The 20,434-nt window shown below is 67.5% G+C and carries 17 protein-coding genes; 6 read left to right on the top strand and 11 right to left on the bottom strand.

Annotated elements, in window-relative coordinates:
• Positions 1-200: 200 nt before the first annotated feature.
• Entirely contained in the window at positions 201-1,541 is a 1,341-nt protein-coding gene (locus ACIGHN_RS01790; protein WP_396503017.1) for a glycerate kinase, read from the top strand.
• A 120-nt stretch (positions 1,542-1,661) separates the two neighbouring features.
• Here the strand turns inward: ACIGHN_RS01790 and ACIGHN_RS01785 are convergent, their stop codons facing one another.
• Positions 1,662-2,591 carry a LysR substrate-binding domain-containing protein gene (locus ACIGHN_RS01785; protein WP_396503016.1) on the bottom strand — a complete coding sequence of 310 codons (930 nt, stop codon included), beginning with the start codon at positions 2,589-2,591 and terminating at the stop codon, positions 1,662-1,664.
• Between the two features lie 154 nt (positions 2,592-2,745).
• Between ACIGHN_RS01785 and gcl the strand changes: the two genes are divergently transcribed.
• The 3 genes from gcl to ACIGHN_RS01770 all read left to right on the top strand — a co-directional run bounded on the left by gcl (position 2,746) and on the right by ACIGHN_RS01770 (position 6,540).
• Positions 2,746-4,536: a glyoxylate carboligase gene (gene gcl / locus ACIGHN_RS01780; protein WP_396503015.1), complete on the top strand. Its 1,791-nt coding sequence runs from the start codon at positions 2,746-2,748 to the stop codon at positions 4,534-4,536.
• Positions 4,537-4,795: 259 nt separating this feature from the next.
• Positions 4,796-5,575: a hydroxypyruvate isomerase gene (gene hyi / locus ACIGHN_RS01775; RefSeq protein ID WP_396503014.1), complete on the top strand. Its 780-nt coding sequence runs from the start codon at positions 4,796-4,798 to the stop codon at positions 5,573-5,575.
• Between the two features lie 50 nt (positions 5,576-5,625).
• Positions 5,626-6,540 (top strand): 2-hydroxy-3-oxopropionate reductase, encoded by a 915-nt coding sequence (locus tag ACIGHN_RS01770; RefSeq protein WP_396503013.1) that lies wholly within the window; start codon positions 5,626-5,628, stop codon positions 6,538-6,540.
• Positions 6,541-6,696: 156 nt separating this feature from the next.
• Here the strand turns inward: ACIGHN_RS01770 and ACIGHN_RS01765 are convergent, their stop codons facing one another.
• From ACIGHN_RS01765 to ACIGHN_RS01740, 6 genes are all read right to left on the bottom strand, one after another.
• Complete coding sequence (locus ACIGHN_RS01765; RefSeq protein WP_056415871.1) at positions 6,697-7,257, bottom strand: PH domain-containing protein; 561 nt, start codon at positions 7,255-7,257, stop codon at positions 6,697-6,699.
• Between the two features lie 433 nt (positions 7,258-7,690).
• The gene (gene ggt, locus ACIGHN_RS01760; RefSeq protein WP_396503012.1) at positions 7,691-9,478 is read right to left on the bottom strand and encodes a gamma-glutamyltransferase; all 1,788 of its coding nucleotides are present in this window, start codon (positions 9,476-9,478) and stop codon (positions 7,691-7,693) included.
• Positions 9,479-9,952: 474 nt separating this feature from the next.
• On the bottom strand, positions 9,953-11,197 hold the full coding sequence (locus ACIGHN_RS01755; RefSeq protein ID WP_396503011.1) for a M20 family metallopeptidase: 1,245 nt from the start codon (positions 11,195-11,197) through the stop codon (positions 9,953-9,955).
• Positions 11,194-12,972 carry a 2-oxo-4-hydroxy-4-carboxy-5-ureidoimidazoline decarboxylase gene (gene uraD / locus ACIGHN_RS01750; protein WP_396503010.1) on the bottom strand — a complete coding sequence of 593 codons (1,779 nt, stop codon included), beginning with the start codon at positions 12,970-12,972 and terminating at the stop codon, positions 11,194-11,196. Before uraD ends, ACIGHN_RS01755 begins: the two co-directional genes overlap by 4 nt.
• A gap of 2 nt (positions 12,973-12,974) precedes the next feature.
• Entirely contained in the window at positions 12,975-13,934 is a 960-nt protein-coding gene (puuE, locus tag ACIGHN_RS01745; protein ID WP_396503082.1) for an allantoinase PuuE, read from the bottom strand.
• A 41-nt stretch (positions 13,935-13,975) separates the two neighbouring features.
• Complete coding sequence (locus ACIGHN_RS01740; RefSeq protein WP_396503009.1) at positions 13,976-14,644, bottom strand: GntR family transcriptional regulator; 669 nt, start codon at positions 14,642-14,644, stop codon at positions 13,976-13,978.
• Positions 14,645-14,735: 91 nt separating this feature from the next.
• Here ACIGHN_RS01740 and uraH point away from each other — a divergent pair, with 91 nt between their 5' ends.
• Positions 14,736-15,089, top strand: coding sequence for a hydroxyisourate hydrolase (gene uraH, locus ACIGHN_RS01735; protein ID WP_396503008.1), 354 nt, complete (start codon positions 14,736-14,738; stop codon positions 15,087-15,089).
• Positions 15,090-15,186: 97 nt separating this feature from the next.
• On the opposite strand, the gene ACIGHN_RS01730 is transcribed toward uraH, so the two are convergent.
• Positions 15,187-15,672 carry an energy transducer TonB gene (locus ACIGHN_RS01730; RefSeq protein WP_396503081.1) on the bottom strand — a complete coding sequence of 162 codons (486 nt, stop codon included), beginning with the start codon at positions 15,670-15,672 and terminating at the stop codon, positions 15,187-15,189.
• A 146-nt stretch (positions 15,673-15,818) separates the two neighbouring features.
• Between ACIGHN_RS01730 and xdhC the strand changes: the two genes are divergently transcribed.
• Positions 15,819-16,634: a xanthine dehydrogenase accessory protein XdhC gene (xdhC, locus tag ACIGHN_RS01725; RefSeq protein ID WP_396503007.1), complete on the top strand. Its 816-nt coding sequence runs from the start codon at positions 15,819-15,821 to the stop codon at positions 16,632-16,634.
• A 221-nt stretch (positions 16,635-16,855) separates the two neighbouring features.
• On the opposite strand, the gene ACIGHN_RS01720 is transcribed toward xdhC, so the two are convergent.
• The 3 genes from ACIGHN_RS01720 to araD form a co-directional block, all read right to left on the bottom strand.
• Positions 16,856-17,848: a Bug family tripartite tricarboxylate transporter substrate binding protein gene (locus ACIGHN_RS01720; RefSeq protein ID WP_396503006.1), complete on the bottom strand. Its 993-nt coding sequence runs from the start codon at positions 17,846-17,848 to the stop codon at positions 16,856-16,858.
• Positions 17,849-17,940: 92 nt separating this feature from the next.
• Positions 17,941-18,651: a ribonuclease activity regulator RraA gene (locus ACIGHN_RS01715; protein ID WP_396503005.1), complete on the bottom strand. Its 711-nt coding sequence runs from the start codon at positions 18,649-18,651 to the stop codon at positions 17,941-17,943.
• 15 nt (positions 18,652-18,666) lie between these two features.
• Complete coding sequence (araD, locus tag ACIGHN_RS01710) at positions 18,667-20,397, bottom strand: L-arabinonate dehydratase (RefSeq protein WP_396503004.1); 1,731 nt, start codon at positions 20,395-20,397, stop codon at positions 18,667-18,669.
• Positions 20,398-20,434: the final 37 nt, after the last annotated feature.

Genomic DNA, 20,434 nt, shown 5'->3' with positions numbered 1-20,434 from the left:
GGAAAAAAGGAGGAAGTGGCACTGCGATCAATCTTGCATACAAGAAATGTAGGCAAGTGTTGCGCACCAGAACATAGGGTTATCCCCCGATGGCGGCGCTGCACGCCCCTGCACCCCGGGGGTGGACGGTTGAAGTTCTTTTGACTTGCGCGCAGGGTATCGGCCGGCCGGGTGCCGCACAATCGCCCGCGGAGACCACCATGACCGCTGACCACAACGTGCCCGACCCCGTTCGCCAGAGCGGCGAATTCCTCGAATACCTGTACCGCGTGGCCGTGCGCCGCGCGCTGCCGCTGCACAACACGGCCGCCTTCCTGCCCGCCCCGCCCAGCCCGGAGAGCGGCGGGCGCACCCTGGTGCTGGGCGCCGGCAAGGCCGGTGGCGCCATGGCCCAGGCAGTGGAGGCGCTGTGGCCGGCCGATGCGCCGCTGTCGGGCCTGGTGGTGACGCGCTACCACCACACGCCGCCCCGGCCGGATGGCCTGCCGCAGCGCATCGAGGTGGTCGAGGCCGCGCACCCGGTGCCCGATGCGGCGGGGCTCGATGCCGCGCAGCGCATCCTGGCGCTCACTCAGGGTTTGACGGAAAACGACCTGGTCCTGTGCCTGATCTCGGGCGGCGGCTCGGCCTTGCTCACGCTGCCAGCCGACGGCCTCACTCTCGAAGACAAGCAGCGCATCAACAAGGCGCTGCTCGAGAGCGGCGCCGCCATCGATGAAATGAACTGCGTGCGCAAGCACCTCTCGCGCATCAAGGGCGGGCGGCTGGCGGCGGCCTGCGCACCCGCGCGCGTGGTCACGCTCACCATCAGCGACGTGCCGGGCGACGACCCCTCGGTCATCGCCAGCGGCCCCACTGTGCCCGACGCCACCACCTGCGCCGACGCCCTCGCCATCCTGGCGCGCTATCACATCGACATCCCGACCAGCGTGCGCGCTGCGCTGCAGGCCGGTGACCTCGAAACCCCCAAGCCCGGCGATGCCGTCTTCGCAGGCCACGCCGTGCACATGACGGCCACGCCCCAGCAGTCGCTGGAGGCAGCAGCCGAGGCCGCGCGGGCGGCGGGTGTGCCGGCGTACATCCTGTCCGACGAGATCGAGGGCGAATCGCGCGAGGTGGGCAAGGTGCACGCGGCGCTGGCACGGGCCGTGGCGCGCCACGGCCAGCCCTTTGCGCGGCCCTGCGTGATCCTCTCGGGGGGCGAGACCACCGTCACGGTCCGCCCGCGCGCACCGGGCGCCCCCAAGGGCCGGGGCGGCCGCGCGGGCGAGTTCTGCCTGGGGCTCGCGCAGGCGCTGCAGGGCCAGGCGGGCGTGTGGGCCTTGGCGGCAGATACCGACGGCATCGACGGCGTGGAAGACAACGCCGGAGCCCGCGTGGCGCCCGACACCCTGGCGCGCGCCACGGCACAGGGCCTGCGCATTGCGGACGGCCTGGACCGCAACGATGCGTACGGCTACTTCGATGCGCTGGGCGACCTGGTCGTCACCGGGCCCACGCACACGAACGTCAATGACTTCCGGGCGATCCTGATTTTGTAGCGGCTGGCGCTGGCTGGGCCTGGACTGCAGGGCGATAAGGTGCTGGGTTTTGGGCTGGCGTTGTGCCTGATCCTTAACCCCTCTCCCCAGGGCGAACCCTCGCCATCTCCCAGCCATCCTTTACTTCCTCGCCGCCCCCTCCCGCGGCAACGCAGCCACCCAGTCCTTGCCAAACCGCCCCTGCAAAAACGCGACGAACGCCTGCACCTTCTGCGGCACCAGCCGCGGTGACGGGTACACCGCATGGATCTCCTGTTCGGGCAGGCGGCAGGTCTTGAGCACCTCCACCACGCGCCCTGCCGCCAGCGACTCCACCGCCACGTAGTGCGGCAGCGCCGCGATGCCCATGTGCGCGCGCGCCGCCGCCAGCAGCGCAGAGAGGTTGTTGGACCGCAGCCGCCCCGTGACGGGCACCGAGACCGCCTCGCCGCTCGCATTGCGCAGCCGCCACAGGTCGTTGCCCTGCACGCTGCTGTAGATCAGCGTGGCGTGGTCCTTCAGGTCCGACGGCCGGCGCGGCGTGCCGTGGCGGCGCAGGTAGGTAGGCGAGGCCACCAGCACCCAGGGGTTCATGCCCAGCGTGCGCGCACCCAGGGCCGAGTCGGCCAGCTTGCCCAGGCGGATCGCCACATCGATGCCGTGGGCCACCAGGTCGGTGTAGCGGTCCTCGAAGCTCAGGTCCAGCTGCACCTGCGGGTTCTGCGCCATGAACTCCAGCGCCAGCGGCACCACCACGCGCCGTCCGAACGCCACCGAGCTGCCCACCCGCAACTGGCCGTGCACCTGCGTCTGGCGCACGCGCACCACGCTCTCGGCATCGGCCACGTCGGTCACGATGGCCTTGCACTTCTCGTAGTACAGCGCGCCGGGCTCGGTCAGGCTCACGCCGCGCGTGTTCCGGTTGAGCAGCCGCACCTTCAGGTGTGCCTCCATGGCGGCGATCTGCTTGGTCACCGTGGGCTGCGTGGTGGCGAATTCGCGGGCCACCTTGGTGAAGCTGCCGGTCTCCACCACCCGCACAAACATTTCCATGGCATCGAGCCGGTCCATCGTAGTTGCCTCCTTGAGAGCATGGTGCAGCGGCTGTGTGCTGCGGCGTATTCCTGTGTGGAATAAATTTTATGGTCTGCCGCCACCTTCCGCTGCAAAGGGTGCTTGCCTAGAGTTGCCACATCAACCGACCCCCAACCGAAGGAGATGTGCAATGCCAAGAATGAAGGCCATCGAGGCCGCCGTGAAGGTGATGGAGAAAGAGGGCGTGAGCGTCGCGTTCGGCGTGCCTGGCGCGGCCATCAACCCGCTGTATGCGGCACTCAAGGCACATGGCGGCATCGGCCACATCCTGGCGCGCCATGTGGAAGGGGCCAGCCACATGGCGGAGGGCTACACCCGCGCCGTCGCCGGAAACATCGGCGTGTGCATCGGCACCAGCGGCCCCGCCGGCACCGACATGATCACCGGGCTGTACTCGGCCAGCGCGGACTCCATACCCATCCTGTGCATCACCGGCCAGGCACCGCGCGCCCGCCTGCACAAGGAAGACTTCCAGGCCGTGGACATCGCCACCATTGCCAAGAGCGTGACCAAGTGGGCCACCACGGTGCTGGAGCCCGCGCAGGTGCCGCAGGCGTTCCACCAGGCGTTCCACCTCATGCGCTCGGGCCGGCCCGGGCCGGTGCTGATCGATTTGCCCATCGACGTGCAGCTGGCCGAGATCGAGTTCGACCCCGACACGTATGAACCCCTGGTGCCCTACAAGCCCGCCGCCACCCGTGCGCAGATCGAGAAGGCGCTGGCCATGCTGAACGACGCGGAGCGCCCGTTGATCGTGGCAGGCGGCGGCATCATCAACGCCGATGCGTCGGACCTGCTGGTGCAGTTGGCCGAGCTGCTGGGCGTGCCGGTGATCCCCACCCTCATGGGCTGGGGCAGCATGCCCGACGACCACCCGCTCATGGCCGGCATGTGCGGCCTGCAGACCAGCCAGCGCTACGGCAATGCCAGCATGCTCGCCAGCGACTTCGTGCTGGGCATCGGCAACCGCTGGGCCAACCGGCACACGGGGTCCGTCGATGTGTACACCCGGGGCCGGAAGTTCGTGCACGTGGACATCGAGCCCACGCAGATCGGCCGCGTGTTCGCGCCGGACTTCGGCATCGTCTCCGATGCGGGCGCCGCGCTCCGGCTCTTCGTCGACGTGGCGCGCGAATGGCAGGCCGCGGGGCGCCTGAAGGACCGCAGCGGCTGGGCCGCCGAATGCCTGGGCCGCAAGCACAGCGTGGACTACCTGCGCAAGACCCACTTCGACAGCGTGCCCATGAAGCCGCAGCGTGTGTACCAGTGCATGAACCGCGCGCTGGGCAAGGACGTGTGCTATGTCTCCACCATCGGCCTGTCGCAGATCGCGGGCGCGCAGTTTTTACACGTGTACCAGCCGCGCCACTGGATCAACTGCGGCCAGGCCGGCCCGCTGGGCTGGACGGTGCCCGCCGCCCTGGGCGTGCGCGTGGCCGACCCGGCGCGCAAGATCGTGGCACTGTCGGGCGACTACGACTTCCAGTTCATGATCGAGGAGCTGGCCGTGGGCGCGCAGTTCAAGCTGCCCTACATCCACGTGCTGGTCAACAACAGCTACCTGGGCCTGATCCGCCAGGCGCAGCGCAGCTTCAGCATCGACTACTGCGTGCAGCTCGCGTTCGACAACGTGAACATGGCCGAGGACGAAGTGGCGCGCGGCTACGGCGTGGACCACGTGAAGGTGGTCGAAGGCCTGGGCTGCAAGGCCATCCGCGTGCACCGCCCCGAGGAGTTTGCGCCCGCCATCGCCCAGGCCGAGGCCTGGATGGCCGAGCACGCAACGCCCGTGGTCATCGAGGTGATCCTGGAGCGCGTGACCAACATCGCCATGGGCACGGAGATCGACAACATCGTCGAGTTCGAGGAGCTGGCCACGCAGGTGGCGGATGTGCCCAGTGCGCTGGCCGTGCTGGACTGACGCGACCCCCACCGTTCAGCCTGAGCCTGTCGAAGGCCGCCTCAGTGCCCTGGCTTCGACAAGCTCAGCCCGAACGGTGGATGGGACGGGCGTCAACCTGCGCCCTTCAAAGACAACCTCAAACCCAAACCGTTCAGCCTGAGCTTGTCGAAGGCCACCCCAAGCCCTGGCCTCGACAGGCGCAGCCCGAACGGTATGGGGTGGGGGCCCAGCTCAACGCAATCCACATTGTTTTACCCATCGTCACGGAGACCTTCCCATGCCCCGCTTTGCTGCCAACCTCAGCATGCTGTTCACCGAGGTGCCTTTCCTCGACCGCTTCGAGCGCGCGTCCCGCGCCGGATTCCAAGCCGTGGAATTCCTCTTCCCCTACGCCCACACCCCCGAGGAACTGCGCGCACAGATTGACGCACACCACCTGCAGATCGTGCTGCACAACCTGCCCGCCGGCGACTGGGACGTGGGCGAGCGCGGCATTGCCTGCCACCCGGATCGCATTGCCGAGTTCCGCGCCGGCGTGGCCCGCGCCATCACCTATGCGAAGGCGCTGGGCGTGCCACAACTCAACTGCCTGACCGGCAAGGCGCCGGCGGGTGTGGACGCCGCCGTACTGCGCAGCACCCTGGTGCAGAACCTGCGCTTCGCGGCCACCGAGCTCAAGGCGGCCGGCCTGCGCCTGCTGGTCGAGCCTATCAACCCGTTCGACATCCCGGGCTTCTACCTCACCCGCACAGACCAGGCGCTGGCCATCCTGGACGAGGTGGGCGCCGACAACGCCTTCGTGCAGTACGACATCTACCACGCCCAGCGCACCGAGGGCGAGCTGGCCGCCACGCTGCAAAAGCACCTGCCGCGCATCGGCCATGTGCAGGTGGCCGACAACCCCGGCCGCCACGAGCCGGGCACAGGCGAGATCAACTACCGCTACCTGTTCGCGCACCTGGACCGCATCGGATACGAAGGCTGGGTGGGCTGCGAGTACAAGCCCGCGCGCACGACAGAGATCGGCCTGGGGTGGCGAACGGCGCTCACCGCATGAGCCAGCACCCACGGATGTACGAATCAACACAACACAAGGAGAACAAGAACATGACCGACACCCCCCTCAAACTCGGTTTCATCGGCCTGGGCATCATGGGCGCGCCCCTATGCGGCCACCTCATCGCCGCCGGCCACCAGCTGTACGTGCACACGCGTGGCCGGGTGGCGCCGCAGATCGCAGAGAGCAGTGCCACGCAGTGCACCACGGCGCGCGGCGTGGCCGAGCGGGCCGACATCATCTTCCTGATGCTGCCCGACACGCCCGATGTGGAGAAGGTGCTGTTCGGCGCCGACGGCGTGGTCCAAGGCTTGAAGGGCAGTGTGGGCAAGGTGGTGGTGGACATGAGCTCCATCTCGCCCGTGGCCACCAAGGACTTCGCGGCGCGCATCGAGGCCGTGGGCGCGCAGTACCTGGACGCCCCCGTGTCAGGCGGAGAGCTGGGCGCGAAGAACGCCACCCTGTCCATCATGGTCGGCGGCCCCGAAGCGGTGTTCGACCGCATCCGGCCGCTGTTCGAGCGCCTGGGCAAGAACATCACCCTGGTGGGCGGCAACGGCGACGGCCAGACCGCCAAGGTGGCCAACCAGATCATCGTCGCCCTGAACATCGAGGCCGTGGCCGAAGCACTGCTCTTCGCCGCCCGCGCGGGCGCCGACCCTGCGCGCGTGCGTCAGGCGCTGCTGGGTGGCTTTGCCTCGTCGAAGATCCTGGAGGTGCATGCCGAGCGCATGATCCAACGTAGGTTCGAGCCAGGCTTTCGCATCGGGCTGCACCAGAAGGACCTGAACCTTGCGTTGTCGAGCGCTCGCACGCTGGGGGTGCCGCTGCCCAATACGGTCATGGCGCAGGAGCTGTTCAACGCCTGCGTCGCGCACGGCGGCCAGGGCTGGGACCACTCGGCGATGGTGCGTGCGTTGGAGAAGATGGCGAATTTCGAGATCGGGCAGGTCGCCCCGGTCTGAGCTCTTTGCAGGTAACGTTGCTCTTCGGGCGCAGCGCGGGTCCAGCAGCCGCCGGCGCTGCACAGCAGCTTCTCCAGGTTCACGCGGAAGCCTGGGGATTGCCGTCAGTCAAGGCGGTAGTCACGAATGGCTTGCGTGCATCCGCGTAGCAGCTATTCAGAAGCCTCCCGCCTGCGCCTTGCGAATGGTTTCATAGACCTTTCGCACTTCGGGGATGGAGTCAAACTTCGGCGTGGCGTACTGGTCCATGCCGGGCCATCCACTGGGTAGCCCGCCCATCATGCTTGCCATCGGATGCTGCGCGCCAAACGTGATGCTTCCCGAGCCATCTGCGCGTTCCGACAGGGACAACTCTGCCAGTGCCTTGATGCCTAATGACTTGACCTTGCGCGAGAACAGGCCCGAGACGATCAATACGCGCTGCGACGTTACGGCATAGGAGGTTGCTGCTCGCTGCCTTGCATCGACGAAAAAACGTCCCACCACGACGTAGACGCCCACGAGAACAAAAGGAACACCAAACAATACGAAGGGCAATGGAGCGCCTGAGGCCGCAGCCGAGTAGAGCCAGTAGACCGCGAATCCCGCCCACAGCAGGCTGAAAGGAATGGCGAGGGCATCCGCGCCTCGCAAGATCAGCCCGCTGCGTGGTCGACCGATCCAGAGCGCTTGTTCACCGGGGGCCAGTTCTGATTGAATGGAGGATTGGTCGTTCATGGGTGCGAGGGTAGCTTTGAATGTAAGGGGGCCGCGCCTGAAGCAAATGCCTCTTCGGGCTGGCGGTGACATCGTATCGAGGCTGAACATTATCCGAGGCACGAGAATATGCGTCGCTATGCACTTGGTGGCTGCTCTCCGATCTGTCTTGGACGAGCGTTGCGGTCCAGGTCGCGGACTCGGCCTTGGCGACCGTCCAGAGGTCGGCAGTCACTTGGAATGACAGGGTGCGAGGTTCTACAGAAATCCCGAAGTGACGGCGCTGGTGTGAGCTATCGCGCTCACCTGAGCTCTGCGGCACGGTAGCGCTCCATGACGCTCCATATGATGCAATGACAAAGGCCACGCCCTGCGAGGGACGTGGCCTTTGTTTCTTGGCTGCCGAGCAGCGAACGGATGGACCGTCAGGCGGGCCATCCATCCGATCTCCCTATCAATACCCCAGCGTCTTCCCATCCGGATTGCGCGGGTCCGAGTAGCCATACAGCGCGCCGCCGCGGATCTGGATGGTCTGCGTGCGGCCCATCGACGGCTTGACTGCGATGTTGTGGCCGCGCTGCTTGAGCAGGGCCAGGGTGTCGGGCGAGAGGCCCTTTTCCACGCGCAGCTCGTCGGGCGTCCACTGGTGGTGCACGCGGGGTGCGGCAGCGGCTTCGGCGGGGTTCATGCCGAAGTCGATGGTGTTGACCACCGTCTGCAGCACCGTGGTGATGATGCGCGCGCCGCCAGGGCTGCCGGTGACCAGCGTGGGCTTGCCGTCCTTCAGGACCAGGGTGGGTGTCATGGACGACAGGGGGCGCTTTTTGGCTGCGACGGCGTTGGCGTCGCCGCCGACCAGGCCATAGGCGTTGGCCACGCCAGGCTTGGCCGAGAAGTCATCCATCTCGTTGTTGAGCAGGATGCCCGTGCCCTTGGCCACGATGCCGCTGCCGAAGTTGGTGTTCAGCGTGTACGTCACGGCCACGGCGTTGCCGGCCTTGTCCACCACGCTGTAGTGGGTGGTCTGGTCGCTCTCGTATGGCTGGGGCTGGCCGGGCTTGATGCTCTTGCCGCTGCGTGCGGTGTTGGCGTCGATGCCCTTGGCCAGGGACTCGGCGTAGCGCTTGGAGGTCAGGCCCTTCAAAGGGATCTTCACGAAGTCCGGGTCGCCCAGGTACTCGGCGCGATCGGCGTACGCGAGCTTCATGCTCTCGGCCATGTAGTGGATGGTCTGCGCGCTGTTGGGGCCCCACTGGGCCAGGGGCAGGGGCTCCAGCATGTTCAGGATCTGCACCAGGTGCGGGCCGCCGGAGGAGGGTGGCGGCATGGTCACGATCTCATAGCCGCGGTAGGTGCCGCGCGTGGGCACGCGCTCGGCCACCTTGTATTCGCGCAGGTCCTGCAGCGTGAGGGCACCGGCGTGCGGTGCCATTTCGGCGGCGATCTTCTGGGCGATCTCGCCTTCGTAGAAGGCTTTGGCGCCCTGCTGGCCGATGAGGCGCATGGACTGGGCCAGGTCTTTTTGCACCAGCGGATCGCCCACCTTCAGCGGTTCGCCGTTCTTCCAGAAGATGGCCTGGGTGGCGGGCCAGTTGCCCATGTTCTTCTTTTCCTGCTGCAGGATCTTGGCCAGTGTTTCGCTGACCGGGAAGCCCTTGTCGGCCAGCTCGATGGCGGGCGCGATCACGCGCGACAGCGGCAGGGTGCCCCAGGTCTTGAGCGCGTGCTCCATGCCAGCCACGGTGCCGGGCACGCCCACGGCGTAGTGGGTGTACAGCGACTTGCCGTCCACCACGTTGCCCTTGGCATCGAGGTACATGTCGCGCGTGGCCTTGATGGGCGCCACTTCGCGGAAGTCCAGGGCCACGCTCTTGCCGGTCTTGGCGTCATGCACCACCATGAACCCGCCGCCGCCCAGGTTGCCCGCATTGGGCAGGGCCACGGCCAGCGCAAAGCCGATGCCCACGGCGGCGTCCACCGCATTGCCGCCGGCTTTCAGGATGTCGAGGCCGATCTGCGAGGCCAGCTCCTGCTCGGTGGCGACCATGCCGTTGCGTGCCACCACCGGGTGGAACACGTCCATGTCGAAGTCGTAGGCGGCGCTGGCCGCCTGTGCCGAGGCCGTTTGCTGTACGGCGGGCGCGGGCGCTGCGGTGGAAGCGGGCGGCGTGCTACCGCAGGCGGTGAGGCTGGCCAGGGCCAGCGCGACGCTGCCGGCCAGCAGCGTTTGGCGAATGTTCATTGCAGATCTCCTTGTGTTGTTGATGGGGGGTGCGACGAAAAACGCAAACCGGTTCAAAACAAAACGGGCGCCTCCATCGTGTGGAGGCGCCCGTGACAGTGTAGGCCGGTCAACGCGCCGCCAGAAGCGATTGCGCCATGACTTTGCAGCGCGGCAATGATGCGCGTGCGGCATTACCGGGGCTTAGGGATCGCTTCCCCACCAATTTCAGAAATACGAAAACCGTTCACGCTGAGCTTGTCGAAGCGCTGCGCAAGGCTTCGACAGGCTCAGCCCGAACGGCGTGGGGTGGATGAAAGGCTGGACGCACATCCGTGTCAAACCGCCAAAGCGCTCCAAGCTCGGAAAGAAGAAAAACCGTTCACGCTGAGCCCGTCGAAGCGCCGCGCGAGCTTCGACAGGCTCGGCCCGAACGGTATGGAGTGCTGAGTGATGGAGCGCGAATCCGCGTGGAATCCCCAAAGCGTTCCGGGGTCAGGCCAACAGGTCGCTCAACGTGCGCGCGATGACCTTGGTGGCGCGGCGCAGGTCTTCGAGCTGCAGGCGCTCGTCGGCGCGCTTGGCGTGCGATTCGAGCACGGTGCGCGGGCCGGAGCCGTAGATCACGCCCGGGATGCCGCGCTCCACATACAGGCGCACGTCGGTGTACAGCGGCGTGCCCACGGCAGGCACGGGCTCGCCGATCACGACCTGCGCGTGCTTCTGGATGGCGTCCACCAGGGGCTGGTTGCCGGCCAGCGGCGTCATCGCGTTGGCCAGCAGCAGGCGCTTGATGTCCACGCTGATGCCGGCACGCTCGCCCGCAGCCTGCTCGATGATGCGGCGGATGGCGGCTTCCACTTCCACCGGGTTCTCTTCGGGGATCATGCGGCGGTCGAGCTTGAACATGACCTTGCCGGGCACGACGTTGGTGTTGGTGCCGCCCTCGATGCGGCCGACGTTCAGGTACGGGTGCTTGATGCCTTCGACCTTGGACGTGACCTTCTTGTACTCGTCGTTCTGCGCATACAGCGCGTTCAGGATGTGCACCGCGCCCTGCAGTGCGTCCACGCCGGTGTGGGGCACGGCGGCGTGGGCCATCTTGCCGTGCACGGTCACTTCCATCTGCAGGCAGCCGTTGTGGGCGGTGACCACTTCGTAGCTGAAGCCGGCGGCGATCATCAGGTCGGGCTTCGTCAACCCCTTTTGCAGCAGCCAGCCGGGGCCGAGTTCGCCGCCGAATTCCTCGTCGTAGGTGAAGTGCAGTTCCACCGCGCCCCGGACGGGCTTGGCGACGGCTTCGAGCGCGCGCACCGCAAAAGTGAAGCTTGCAAAGTCGCTCTTGCTCACGGCGGTGGCGCGGCCGTACATGGCGCCGTCGACGATCTCCGCGCCGTAGGGGTCGTGTGTCCAGCCTTCGCCGGGGGGCACCACGTCGCCGTGCGCGTTCAGTGCGATGGTCTTGCCGCCGTCCCCGTACGGTCTGCGCACGATGAGGTTGGTGATGGACTCCATGCCGTAGGCCAACACGTCGGCGGCGGGTACGGCGTGCTTCTCGGCGGTGTAGCCGAACTCGGTCAGCAGCTCGGCCGTGCGCTCGGCGTGGGGGGCGTTGTTGCCGGGTGGCGTGTCGGTGGGCACGCGCACCAGGGCCTGCAGAAAGCGCACTTCCTCGTCGAAGTGCTGGTCGATCCAGGCGTCCAGCGCTGCGTAGTTCTGGGTGTTGTTGTTCGTTGTCATGGTTGTTGTTCCTCTGCAAGTTGGCGCAGGACCTGGGTGAAGGCGTCCACGGCCAGCTGCATGTCGTTGTTGGTGGTGGATTCGAGCGGGTTGTGGCTGATGCCGGAGTTCAGCCCGCGCACGAAGAGCATGGCCTGGGGCATGATTTCGTGCAGCTTCATCGCATCGTGTCCCGCCCCGCTGGGCATGCGAAACACGGGCACGCCCAGAGTATCGACGGCGCGCTCCCAGTGGTGCTGCCACGCGGGCGCGCTGGGTGCTGCGGCGGCGCGCATGGATTCTTCCAGCGTGTAGCGCAGGCCGCGGCGGGCGGCGATCTTGGCAAGCTGCTCCTTCACATCGCTCACCAGCGCGTCGCGCTGTGCATCGGTGGGTGCGCGCAGGTCCAGGCTGAATTGGCAGCGACCGGGCACCACGTTGATGGAGCCTGCAGGCACCTGCAGCTGGCCGATAGTGCCCACCGAGTCGCCGTCCTGCGCGGCACGCTGCTCCACGTAAAGCGCCAGTTCCGCCACGGCCACGGCCGCGTCGCGGCGGCGGTCCATGGGGGTGGTGCCGGCATGGCTGGCGGTGCCGATCATCTCGCACAGAAAGCGCACGCTGCCGTTGATGGAGGTGACCACGCCCAGGGGCAGGTCCAACTCGTTGAGCACCGGGCCCTGCTCGATGTGCACTTCGATGAAGCCCAGGTACTGCGCGGGGTCGCGCTGGAGCTTGGGGATGTCGTCGATGCACAGGCCCGCGTGCTGCATGGCCGCGCGCATGGTCACGCCGTCCACGTCCTTCTGGTCGAGCCAGACGGGGTTGAAGTCGCCGATGAGCGCGCCCGAGCCGAGGAAGGTGGCCTTGTAGCGCTGGCCTTCTTCTTCGGCAAAGCCCACCACCTCGATGCCGAAGGGCAGGCGCCGGCCGGCGCGGTGCAGCTCGCGTACACAGGCCATGGGCACGAAGATGCCCAGGCGGCCGTCGTACTTGCCGCCGTTGCGCACGGTGTCGTAATGCGACCCGGTGATGAGGTAGCGGGCGCCTTCTGTGGCGGCGTGGTAGCGGCCCACCACGTTGCCCACGGCGTCAATCTCCACTTCGTCGAAGCCGCAGTCGCGCATCCAGTGGCTGATGCGCTGGGCGCAGGCGCGGTGCGCGTCGGTCAGATACGTGACGGTGAGCTGGCCCTTTTCGGCGAAGCCGGGGTCGGAGTGTTCGGCCAGCTTTTCCTGCCAGTCCCACACGTCGTTGCCCAGCAGGGGCTCGGCGGCGAACTTGTCGTTCAGGCGGATCTCGGCGATGCGGTGGATGTTGCGCAGGGCCTCGGCCAGTTCGAACTCGGGGTGGTTGTCCAGGCGGCGCGCAAACGTGTCGATGATCTCCCGCTTGGGCAGGCCGGTGCCGCGCGGCCCGCGCACCGCCAGGATGAACGGAAAGCCGAAGCGCTCGTTGTACGCGGTGTTGAGTGCCTGGATGCGGTCAAACTCTTCGGGCGTGCACTGCGTGAGGCCCGCCTTGCTCTGCTCGTTGGTGGACTCGGCCGTGAGGTTCTGCGCCACCATGGCCTTGCCCGCCAGTTCGGGGTGGGCGCGGATGAGGGCCAACTGCGCATCTTGCCCCGCGGTGCGCACCGCCTGGGCCATGGCGTGCTGCAGGTGGGCCAGCGATCGGAACGGCCGCTGCGCCAGCGCCTGCTCGGCGATCCAGGGTGAGTGCTCGTACAGGCCGTCCAGCAGTTGCAGGGCCTCGGCACTGCTGGCGGCGTTGAGTTGTTCCAGGGTCAGTGCCATGCTCAGCCTGCTTTCTGTGATGGGTAGGGGTGCGCCTGTTTCCAGTGGCGCGCGATGTCGATGCGGCGGCACACCCACACGTCGCTGTGCTGCTGGATGTGGTCCAGGAATCGCTGCAGCGCCGTGATGCGGCCGGGGCGGCCGAGCAGGCGGCAGTGCATGCCGATGCTCATCATCTTGGGCGCGTTGTCGCCGGCCGGGTCGCCTTCGGCGTACAGCGCGTCGAACGTGTCCTTCATGTACTGGTAGAAAGGGTCCGCGTGCGAGTAGCCCTGCGGCAGCGCAAAGCGCATGTCGTTGCAGTCCAGTGTGTACGGCACGATGAGCTGGGGCACGGTGGCTCCATTGCTCTTTTTCACGTCCATCCAGAACGGCAGGTCGTCGCCGTAGTAGTCGCTGTCGTACTCGAAGCCACCGAAGTCGGCCACGAGGCGGCGGGTGTTGGGGCTGTCGCGGCCGGTGTACCAGCCCAGGGCCCTCTGTCCGGTCATGCGCTGGATGATTTCCATGGCCTCGGCCATGTGGGCACGCTCGACTTCTTCAGGGATGTGCTGGTAGTGGATCCACTTGAGGCCGTGGCAGGCGATCTCGTGGCCCAGCTGCACGAAGGCCTGGGTCAGCTCGGGGTGGCGCTGCAGCGCGCTGGAGACGCCGAACACGGTGAGCGGCAGCTTGCGCTTTTCGAACTCGCGCAGGATGCGCCACACGCCGGCCCGCGAGCCGTATTCGTAGATGCCTTCCATGCTCATGTGCCGCTCGGGGTAGCTCGCGGGGTTGAACATTTCGGACAGGAACTGCTCGCTGCCTGCATCGCCGTGCAGCACGGCGTTCTCGCCGCCTTCTTCGTAGTTGAGCACGAACTGCACGGCAATGCGCGCACCGCCCGGCCACTGCGCGTGGGGCGGGGTCTTGCCGTAGCCGATGAGGTCGCGGGGGTAGGGCTGGGTGGAGTCGTAGATCATGGGCATCGGGGATTCAAGGGGTCATGTCACGGACGGGAATGTCACGCGCTGAGCGCGGCGGCCAGGTCGCTGGCCGGGCGTTTGCGGTCGAAGGTGAGGCTGGCCTCCACATGTTCCAGGTGGGCCTGCATGAGGGAGACGGCCAGGGCCTCGTCGCGCGCGGCGAGGGCCGCCACGATGTCGCCGTGCTCCTCGTGGGAATGCTCGGCGGCGCTGGCCGACTGGTACATCAGCGTGATGAGCGCACAGCGCGAGATCAGGTCGCCCAGCATCTGCGCCAGCACCTCGTTGCCCATGAGCTCGGCCATGCGCACGTGGAAGTCGCCCAGCAGTTCGGTGCGGCTGCTGGCGTCCTGCGTGCCCATGACAGCCTTCTCGCTGGCCACGTGGGCGCGCAGCGCCTTGATCTTGGCGGGGGTCACGCTCTGCACGAAGGCGCGCGTCATCTCGGTCTCGAGCATGCGGCGCACGGCGAACACCTGGCGGGCTTCTTCCACCGACGGGGTGGACACGAACGCGCCGCGCGCGGGCTCCAGCGTGACCAGCCGGTTCTGCGCCAGCTGGAACAGCGCCTGGCGGACCAGCGTGCGCGACACGCCGAAGTGGTCGGCCAGTTTCTGCTCGGCCAGCTTGGTGCCCGGCTGCAGGCGGTGCTCCACGATGGCGCGGGTCAGCGCCTCGACAATCGCACTGGTGGATGAGGATTCCATGGCTGCATGATAGGTGGATTGGATAAAAGTGTATACACTTTTGGTCTACAGGTCGCGCTGTTCCGGCCTGCTTTCTTCAGGAGAATCCCCAATGGGCTTGAGCACACACGTTCTGGACACGATGCACGGCTGCCCCGCCGCCGGCATGGAAGTGGCGCTGTACTCCACGGACGGCGACGACAACGCCACGCTGATCAAGCGCCTGGTGCTGAACCACGACGGCCGCACCGATGCGCCGCTGTTCGACAACGCCAGCCTGCGCACCGGCACCTACCGGCTGCGTTTCAATGTGGCGGGGTACTTCAGGGCGCGGGGCGTGCAGCTGCCCGAACCCAATTTTCTGACCCAGGTGAGCCTGGACTTCGGCATTGCGCACACCGACCAGCACTACCACGTGCCGCTGCTGGTAAGCCCGTGGAGCTATTCGACGTACCGAGGATCTTGAGTGCTATGAGATAGATAGCGGGTGGCGCTTGCCAGATGCGGGCTTCAGGCCAAAAGAACTTGAAGCCCAATACAGTCAAGCGCGAGACGCTATCTTTTTAAAGCTGTCCTTCGGTCAGGGTGTCCAGCTGGAACTTGCCGCTCTTGTCCCACAGCCAGGTCTCGGTGTAGGTGACCTTGCCCAGGCGGGTAGGGGCTGGGAAGGGCGCCGCGGCGCGCACGGTGCGCTCGATCTCCTTGACCACCTCGGGTGCGTGGCGCGGGGCGCGCAGCCAGTGAATGCGGTTGACCTTGCCGGTGCGGTCGATGTCCACTTCCAGCACGCCGATGGCATACAGCTGCGGTGGCAGCTTGCCCTTGAAGATGCGTTCGCTGTTGAGTCCGTACAGGTGGGTGGCGCCGTCCTGGCGGTAGGCTTTGGGCGTGGCGGCGGCCGAGGCGCGGGCGGAGCCGGCGGCGGCGGGCACGGGGCCTTTCACGGCCGGGGTGTCCGGGGCTGCCGGCGAGCGGCTTTCCGGCTCGGGCGTCGGGGTGGGCTCGGGGCCGGATCTGCACGCTGCGACCAGGGCCGCGCCGGCGGCCATGATGCCTGCCAGCAGCCAGTGGCTGCGCTTGCCGTTGGGGCCTGGGGGCGGGGTGTTGGACATGGTGGGGTGGCTCGTGGTGGGTGGCCGAAGGCGCTCGCCGTTCAGGCGGCGCCGCCGGGCCTGATGTAGGAACGAAAAGGACGATGGCGGTGGAACACTTGCGTTTGTTGCTGGAAGGCCTTGCGGCCGCGCCTGCCTGCCTGGTCAGGGTGGAGTCTACCCAAGGGTCCGTGCCGCGTGAACCCGGCGCCTGGATGGCCGTGTTCGCCGATGGGATCGTGGGCACCATCGGCGGCGGGCACCTGGAGCACCAGGCCATGGCCGAGGCGCGCCGACGCCTGGCGGGCGTACCGTCGCCGCCGGGCGATGGCCCCATGCGCTTTGCGCTCGGCCCGGCCCTTGGGCAGTGCTGTGGCGGGGTGGTGCACCTGGCGTTCGAGCTGCTGACCGCAGGCGACGCGCCCACGCTCGCCGAGCGCCTGGCGCCCCGCCTGCACCCGGTGGCGCTGTTCGGCGGCGGGCACGTGGGCCACGCGCTGGCGCGGGTGCTGGCGCCGCTGCCGTTTGCACTCACCTGGATCGACAGCCGCGACGGGATCTTTCCGCAGCCTGCGCCGGATGGCGTGGCCTGCGAGCATTCGGACCCGGTGCAGATGGCGGTGCCAGGGCTGGCGCCGGGCACGCGCGTGCTGATCATGAGCTTCAGCCACGCCGAAGACCTGGACGTGGTGGCCGCCTGCCTGCGCCGCCAGCGGGAGCGGCAGGATCTGCCGTTCATCGGCCTCATCGGCAGCAAGACCAAGTGGGCGACATTCTCCAACCGCCTGCACGGACGCGGCTTTGCGCCGGAGGAGCTGGCGCAGGTGACCTGCCCGATCGGCGTGCCGGGCATTGGGGGCAAGGAGCCCGAGGTGATTGCGGTGGCGGTGGCTGCGCAATTGCTGCAGACGCTGGGTTGAATTTTCCGGAAGACGGAGCGGCGTTAGTGCGGCCCTTCGACAAGCTCAGGGTGAACGGTTTGGGGGGGGTGATGAGGCTCCGTATTTCATGCTCAGCACTCCATTCCCCGCATTCCCCTGGTCTGTGTCCCAAACTCCGTTCGGACCGAGCTTGTCGAAATCAGGGCGCTGCGTGGGCGAGCAGTCCGCCGCCACGTGATCTCGCCTTCACCCCTTCTCCATCACTCCGCCGTCGCCCCCGACTTCTTCACCAGCGCCGCCCAGCGCGGTATCTCCTTGGCCATGTGGTCGCGCAGTTCTTCGGGCGTGCTGCCCACGATCTCCATCGCCAACTGGTCGGTCAGCTTGGCTTTCACGTCGGGCTGCTTCAGCGCCTTGACGATCTCGGCATGCAGCCGCTGGATGATGGGCCGTGGCGTTCCCTTCGGGACGTAGATCGCCTGCCAGGACGACATCTCGAAGCCGGGGATGCCCGACTCAATCATGGTCGGCAGCTCGGGTGCCAGGGTGATGCGCTGGCCCGTGGTCACGGCCAGCAGCTTGAGCTTGCCGGCCTTGACCAGCGGCAGCGCGGCGGTGAGCTGGTCGAACATGAAGGGCACCTCGCCCGCGGCCACGTCCGTCATGGCGGGGGGCGTGCCCTTGTAGGGCACGTGGGTGAGCGGCACGCCGATCAGGTCGGCCAGCATCTCGCCCGCCAGGTGGGTCGATGTGCCCGCGCCGGACGACGCGAACATGCGCTTGCTCGGGTCCTTCTTGAGCAGCGCGATCAGGTCGGCCACCGAGTTCACGCCCAGCTGGGCGTTGACGATGAGCACGTTGGGCAGGCGCGCGACCAGCGTCACGGGCTCGAAGTCCTTCATGGGGTCGTACGGCAGCTTCTTGTACAGGCTGGCGTTGATGGCGTGCGTGCTGATGGTGCCGCCGAACAGGGTGTAGCCGTCGGGCGCGGCCTTGGCCACGTAGGCCGCGCCGATGCCGCCGGCCTGGCCGGGCTTGTTCTCGACCACGACGGATTGCTTCAGGCTCTCCTGCAGCTTGTGGGCCACGGTGCGGCCCACGATGTCGGTGGAGCCGCCGGCAGTGAACGGCACCACGTAGGTGATGGGCTTGGCGGCGGGCCAGTCCTGGGCGTGGGCGTGCGGCGTGCCCAGCAGGGCGAACAGGGAGAAGAGGGCCAGCAGCGGTGCTGTGGCGCGGTGGATGGATGGCATGGTTTTGTCTCCGGGTGGTGGTGAAGGTCGGGCGCCCTGGCGTTTTTCGCTCTGGTTGGCTGCCCGGGTGGCTCAAAAGGTGAGCACGTTTTTCAGCGCCCTTGTGCGGCGCGCCAGGTGGCGAAGTCGGTGCGCGCCTGCTCGTCGCTGGGCGGGTACAGGCCGATGATGGAGCGGCCACCCAGCACCTGCTCCTGCACGAAGTCCTCGAACACGGTCATCTCGGTGGCCTCGGCGGCGACTTCGTCGGCCAGGTGCGCAGGGATCACGATCACGCCTTCGGCGTCGCCCACGACCACGTCACCGGGGAACACCGGTGCATCGCCGCAGCCGATGGGGCCGTTGATCTCGATGGCTTCGTGCAGCGTGAGGTTGGTGGGCGCGCTGGGGCGTGCGTGGTAGGCGGGCATGCTGTATTGGGCGATGTCCGGGCTGTCGCGAAAGCCGCCGTCGGTGACCACGCCCGCCACGCCGCGCTGCATGAGCCGCGCCACCAGGATGCCGCCGGCCGATGCCGCCCGCGCGTCCTTGCGGCTGTCGATGACCAGCACCGCGCCCACGGGGCATTGCTCCACGGCCACGCGCTGGGGGTGGTCGCGGTTCTGGAACACGCCGATGGGGTTGCGGTCCTCCCGCGCCGGCATGTAGCGCAGCGTGAAAGCCTCGCCCACCATGTTGGGCAGGCCCGGGTTCAGCGGCAGCACGCCCTGGATGAACTGGTTGCGCAGGCCGCGCTTGAAGAGTGCGGTGCACAGCGTGGCGGTGCTGACCTTCATCAGCAGCGCGCGGGTGGCGGGGGTCATGGGTAGAAGCTCCGTTCAGAAAATGTCGGGTTCGGGAACCGCCTTGCCGAAGGTGGTTTCCAGGAAGTCGAAGTCGCAGCCCTCGTCGGCCTGCAGGATGTGCCGGCCGAACATCCAGCCGTAGCCGCGCTCGTAGCGGGGAGGCGGCGGCGTCCAGGCGCTGCGGCGTGTGGCGAGTTCGTCGTCGGTGATCTCCAGGTGGATGGTGCGGGCGGGCACGTCCACCGTGATGCGGTCGCCGGTGCGCACCAGCGCCAGCGGGCCGCCCACGGCCGCCTCGGGCGAGCAGTGCAGCAGGCAGCCGCCATAGCTGGTGCCGCTCATGCGGGCGTCGGACAGGCGCAGCATGTCCGTCACGCCTTGCTTGAGCAGCTTGGTGGGGATGGGCAGCATGCCCCATTCGGGCATGCCGGCCCCGCGCGGGCCGGCGTTGCGCAGCACCAGGATGTCGTCGCCCGTGACGTCGAGGTCCGGGTCGTCCACCGCCTTCTTGAGCGAGGGGTAGTCGTCGAACACCAGCGCCCGGCCCGTGTGGCGCAGCAGGTGCGGCGCACAGGCGCTGGGCTTGATGACCACGCCGTCGGGCGCCAGGTTGCCGCGCAGCACGGCCAGCGCGCCTTCGGCGTAGATGGGGTTGTCGATGGGGCGGATCACGTCGTCGTGGTAGACCTCGGCGCCCGCGATGTTCTCGCCCAGGGTCTTGCCGTTGACGGTGAGCGTGTCGGTGCGCAGGTGGCCGCGGATGCGCTCCAGCAGGGCGCGCAGGCCGCCTGCGTAGAAGAAGTCTTCCATCAGGTAGGCGTCGCCGCTCGGGCGGATGTTGGCGATCACCGGCACGCGCCGGCTGGCCGCGTCGAAGTCGGACAGGTCCACCGGGTGCCCCGCGCGGCGCGACATGGCGATGAGGTGGATGATGGCGTTGGTCGAGCAGCCCATGGCCATCGCGCAGGCGATGCCGTTCTCGAAGTGGGCGCGGGTGAGCATCTTCGCGGGCGTGAGGTCGTCCCACACCATCTCGACGATGCGGCGGCCGCACTCGGCGCTCATGCGCACATGGTTGGCGTCGGCCGCTGGAATGCTGGACGCGCCGGGCAGCGCCAGGCCTACGGCCTCGGCGATGCCCATCATGGTGGCGGCCGTGCCCATGGTCATGCAGGTGCCGTGGCTGCGCGCGATGCCGGCTTCCATCTCGCTCCAGGCCTGGTCGGACAGGCGGCCGGCGCGGCGCTCGTCCCAGTACTTGAAGGCGTCCGAACCCGAGCCCAGCACCTTGCCGCGCCAGTTGCCGCGCAGCATGGGGCCGGCCGGCAGGTAGATGAAGGGCAGGCCCATGCTGAGCGCGCCCATGGTCAGGCCCGGCGTGGTCTTGTCGCAGCCGCCCATCAGCACGGCGCCATCGACCGGGTGGCTGCGCAGCAGCTCTTCGGTTTCCATCGCGAGGAAGTTGCGGTACAGCATGGTGGTGGGCTTGACCATGCTCTCGCTCAGCGAGATGGCCGGCAGCTCCAGCGGAAAGCCACCCGCCTGCAGGATGCCGCGCTTGACGTCGTCCACCCGCTGCTTGAAGTGCGAATGGCACTGGTTGGCGTCGCTCCAGGTGTTGATGATGGCAATGACGGGCTTGCCCATCCAGTCGTCGTAGCCGTAGCCCATCTGCAAGACGCGCGAGCGGTGGCCGAAGGAGCGGAAGTCGTCAGCAGCGAACCAGCGGGCGCTGCGCAAGGAATCTGGGGTGCGTCGGGTCATCGTGGTGCATTAAAACACTAATATATCACTCGCGCAA

The organism is Acidovorax sp. NPDC077693, from assembly GCF_044542805.1.
Taxonomy (GTDB): Bacteria; Pseudomonadota; Gammaproteobacteria; order Burkholderiales; family Burkholderiaceae_C; genus Acidovorax.
This window is presented reverse-complemented; position numbering and strand designations above follow the sequence as displayed.

Coding starts and splice junctions, on each gene's coding strand:
- ACIGHN_RS01790 (WP_396503017.1), top strand. CDS start 201: ATGACCGCTGACCACAACGTGCCCGACCCCGTTCGCCAGAGCGGCGAA.
- ACIGHN_RS01785 (WP_396503016.1), bottom strand. CDS start 2,591: ATGGACCGGCTCGATGCCATGGAAATGTTTGTGCGGGTGGTGGAGACC.
- gcl (WP_396503015.1), top strand. CDS start 2,746: ATGCCAAGAATGAAGGCCATCGAGGCCGCCGTGAAGGTGATGGAGAAA.
- hyi (WP_396503014.1), top strand. CDS start 4,796: ATGCCCCGCTTTGCTGCCAACCTCAGCATGCTGTTCACCGAGGTGCCT.
- ACIGHN_RS01770 (WP_396503013.1), top strand. CDS start 5,626: ATGACCGACACCCCCCTCAAACTCGGTTTCATCGGCCTGGGCATCATG.
- ACIGHN_RS01765 (WP_056415871.1), bottom strand. CDS start 7,257: ATGAACGACCAATCCTCCATTCAATCAGAACTGGCCCCCGGTGAACAA.
- ggt (WP_396503012.1), bottom strand. CDS start 9,478: ATGAACATTCGCCAAACGCTGCTGGCCGGCAGCGTCGCGCTGGCCCTG.
- ACIGHN_RS01755 (WP_396503011.1), bottom strand. CDS start 11,197: ATGACAACGAACAACAACACCCAGAACTACGCAGCGCTGGACGCCTGG.
- uraD (WP_396503010.1), bottom strand. CDS start 12,972: ATGGCACTGACCCTGGAACAACTCAACGCCGCCAGCAGTGCCGAGGCC.
- puuE (WP_396503082.1), bottom strand. CDS start 13,934: ATGATCTACGACTCCACCCAGCCCTACCCCCGCGACCTCATCGGCTAC.
- ACIGHN_RS01740 (WP_396503009.1), bottom strand. CDS start 14,644: ATGGAATCCTCATCCACCAGTGCGATTGTCGAGGCGCTGACCCGCGCC.
- uraH (WP_396503008.1), top strand. CDS start 14,736: ATGGGCTTGAGCACACACGTTCTGGACACGATGCACGGCTGCCCCGCC.
- ACIGHN_RS01730 (WP_396503081.1), bottom strand. CDS start 15,672: ATGGCCGCCGGCGCGGCCCTGGTCGCAGCGTGCAGATCCGGCCCCGAG.
- xdhC (WP_396503007.1), top strand. CDS start 15,819: ATGGCGGTGGAACACTTGCGTTTGTTGCTGGAAGGCCTTGCGGCCGCG.
- ACIGHN_RS01720 (WP_396503006.1), bottom strand. CDS start 17,848: ATGCCATCCATCCACCGCGCCACAGCACCGCTGCTGGCCCTCTTCTCC.
- ACIGHN_RS01715 (WP_396503005.1), bottom strand. CDS start 18,651: ATGACCCCCGCCACCCGCGCGCTGCTGATGAAGGTCAGCACCGCCACG.
- araD (WP_396503004.1), bottom strand. CDS start 20,397: ATGACCCGACGCACCCCAGATTCCTTGCGCAGCGCCCGCTGGTTCGCT.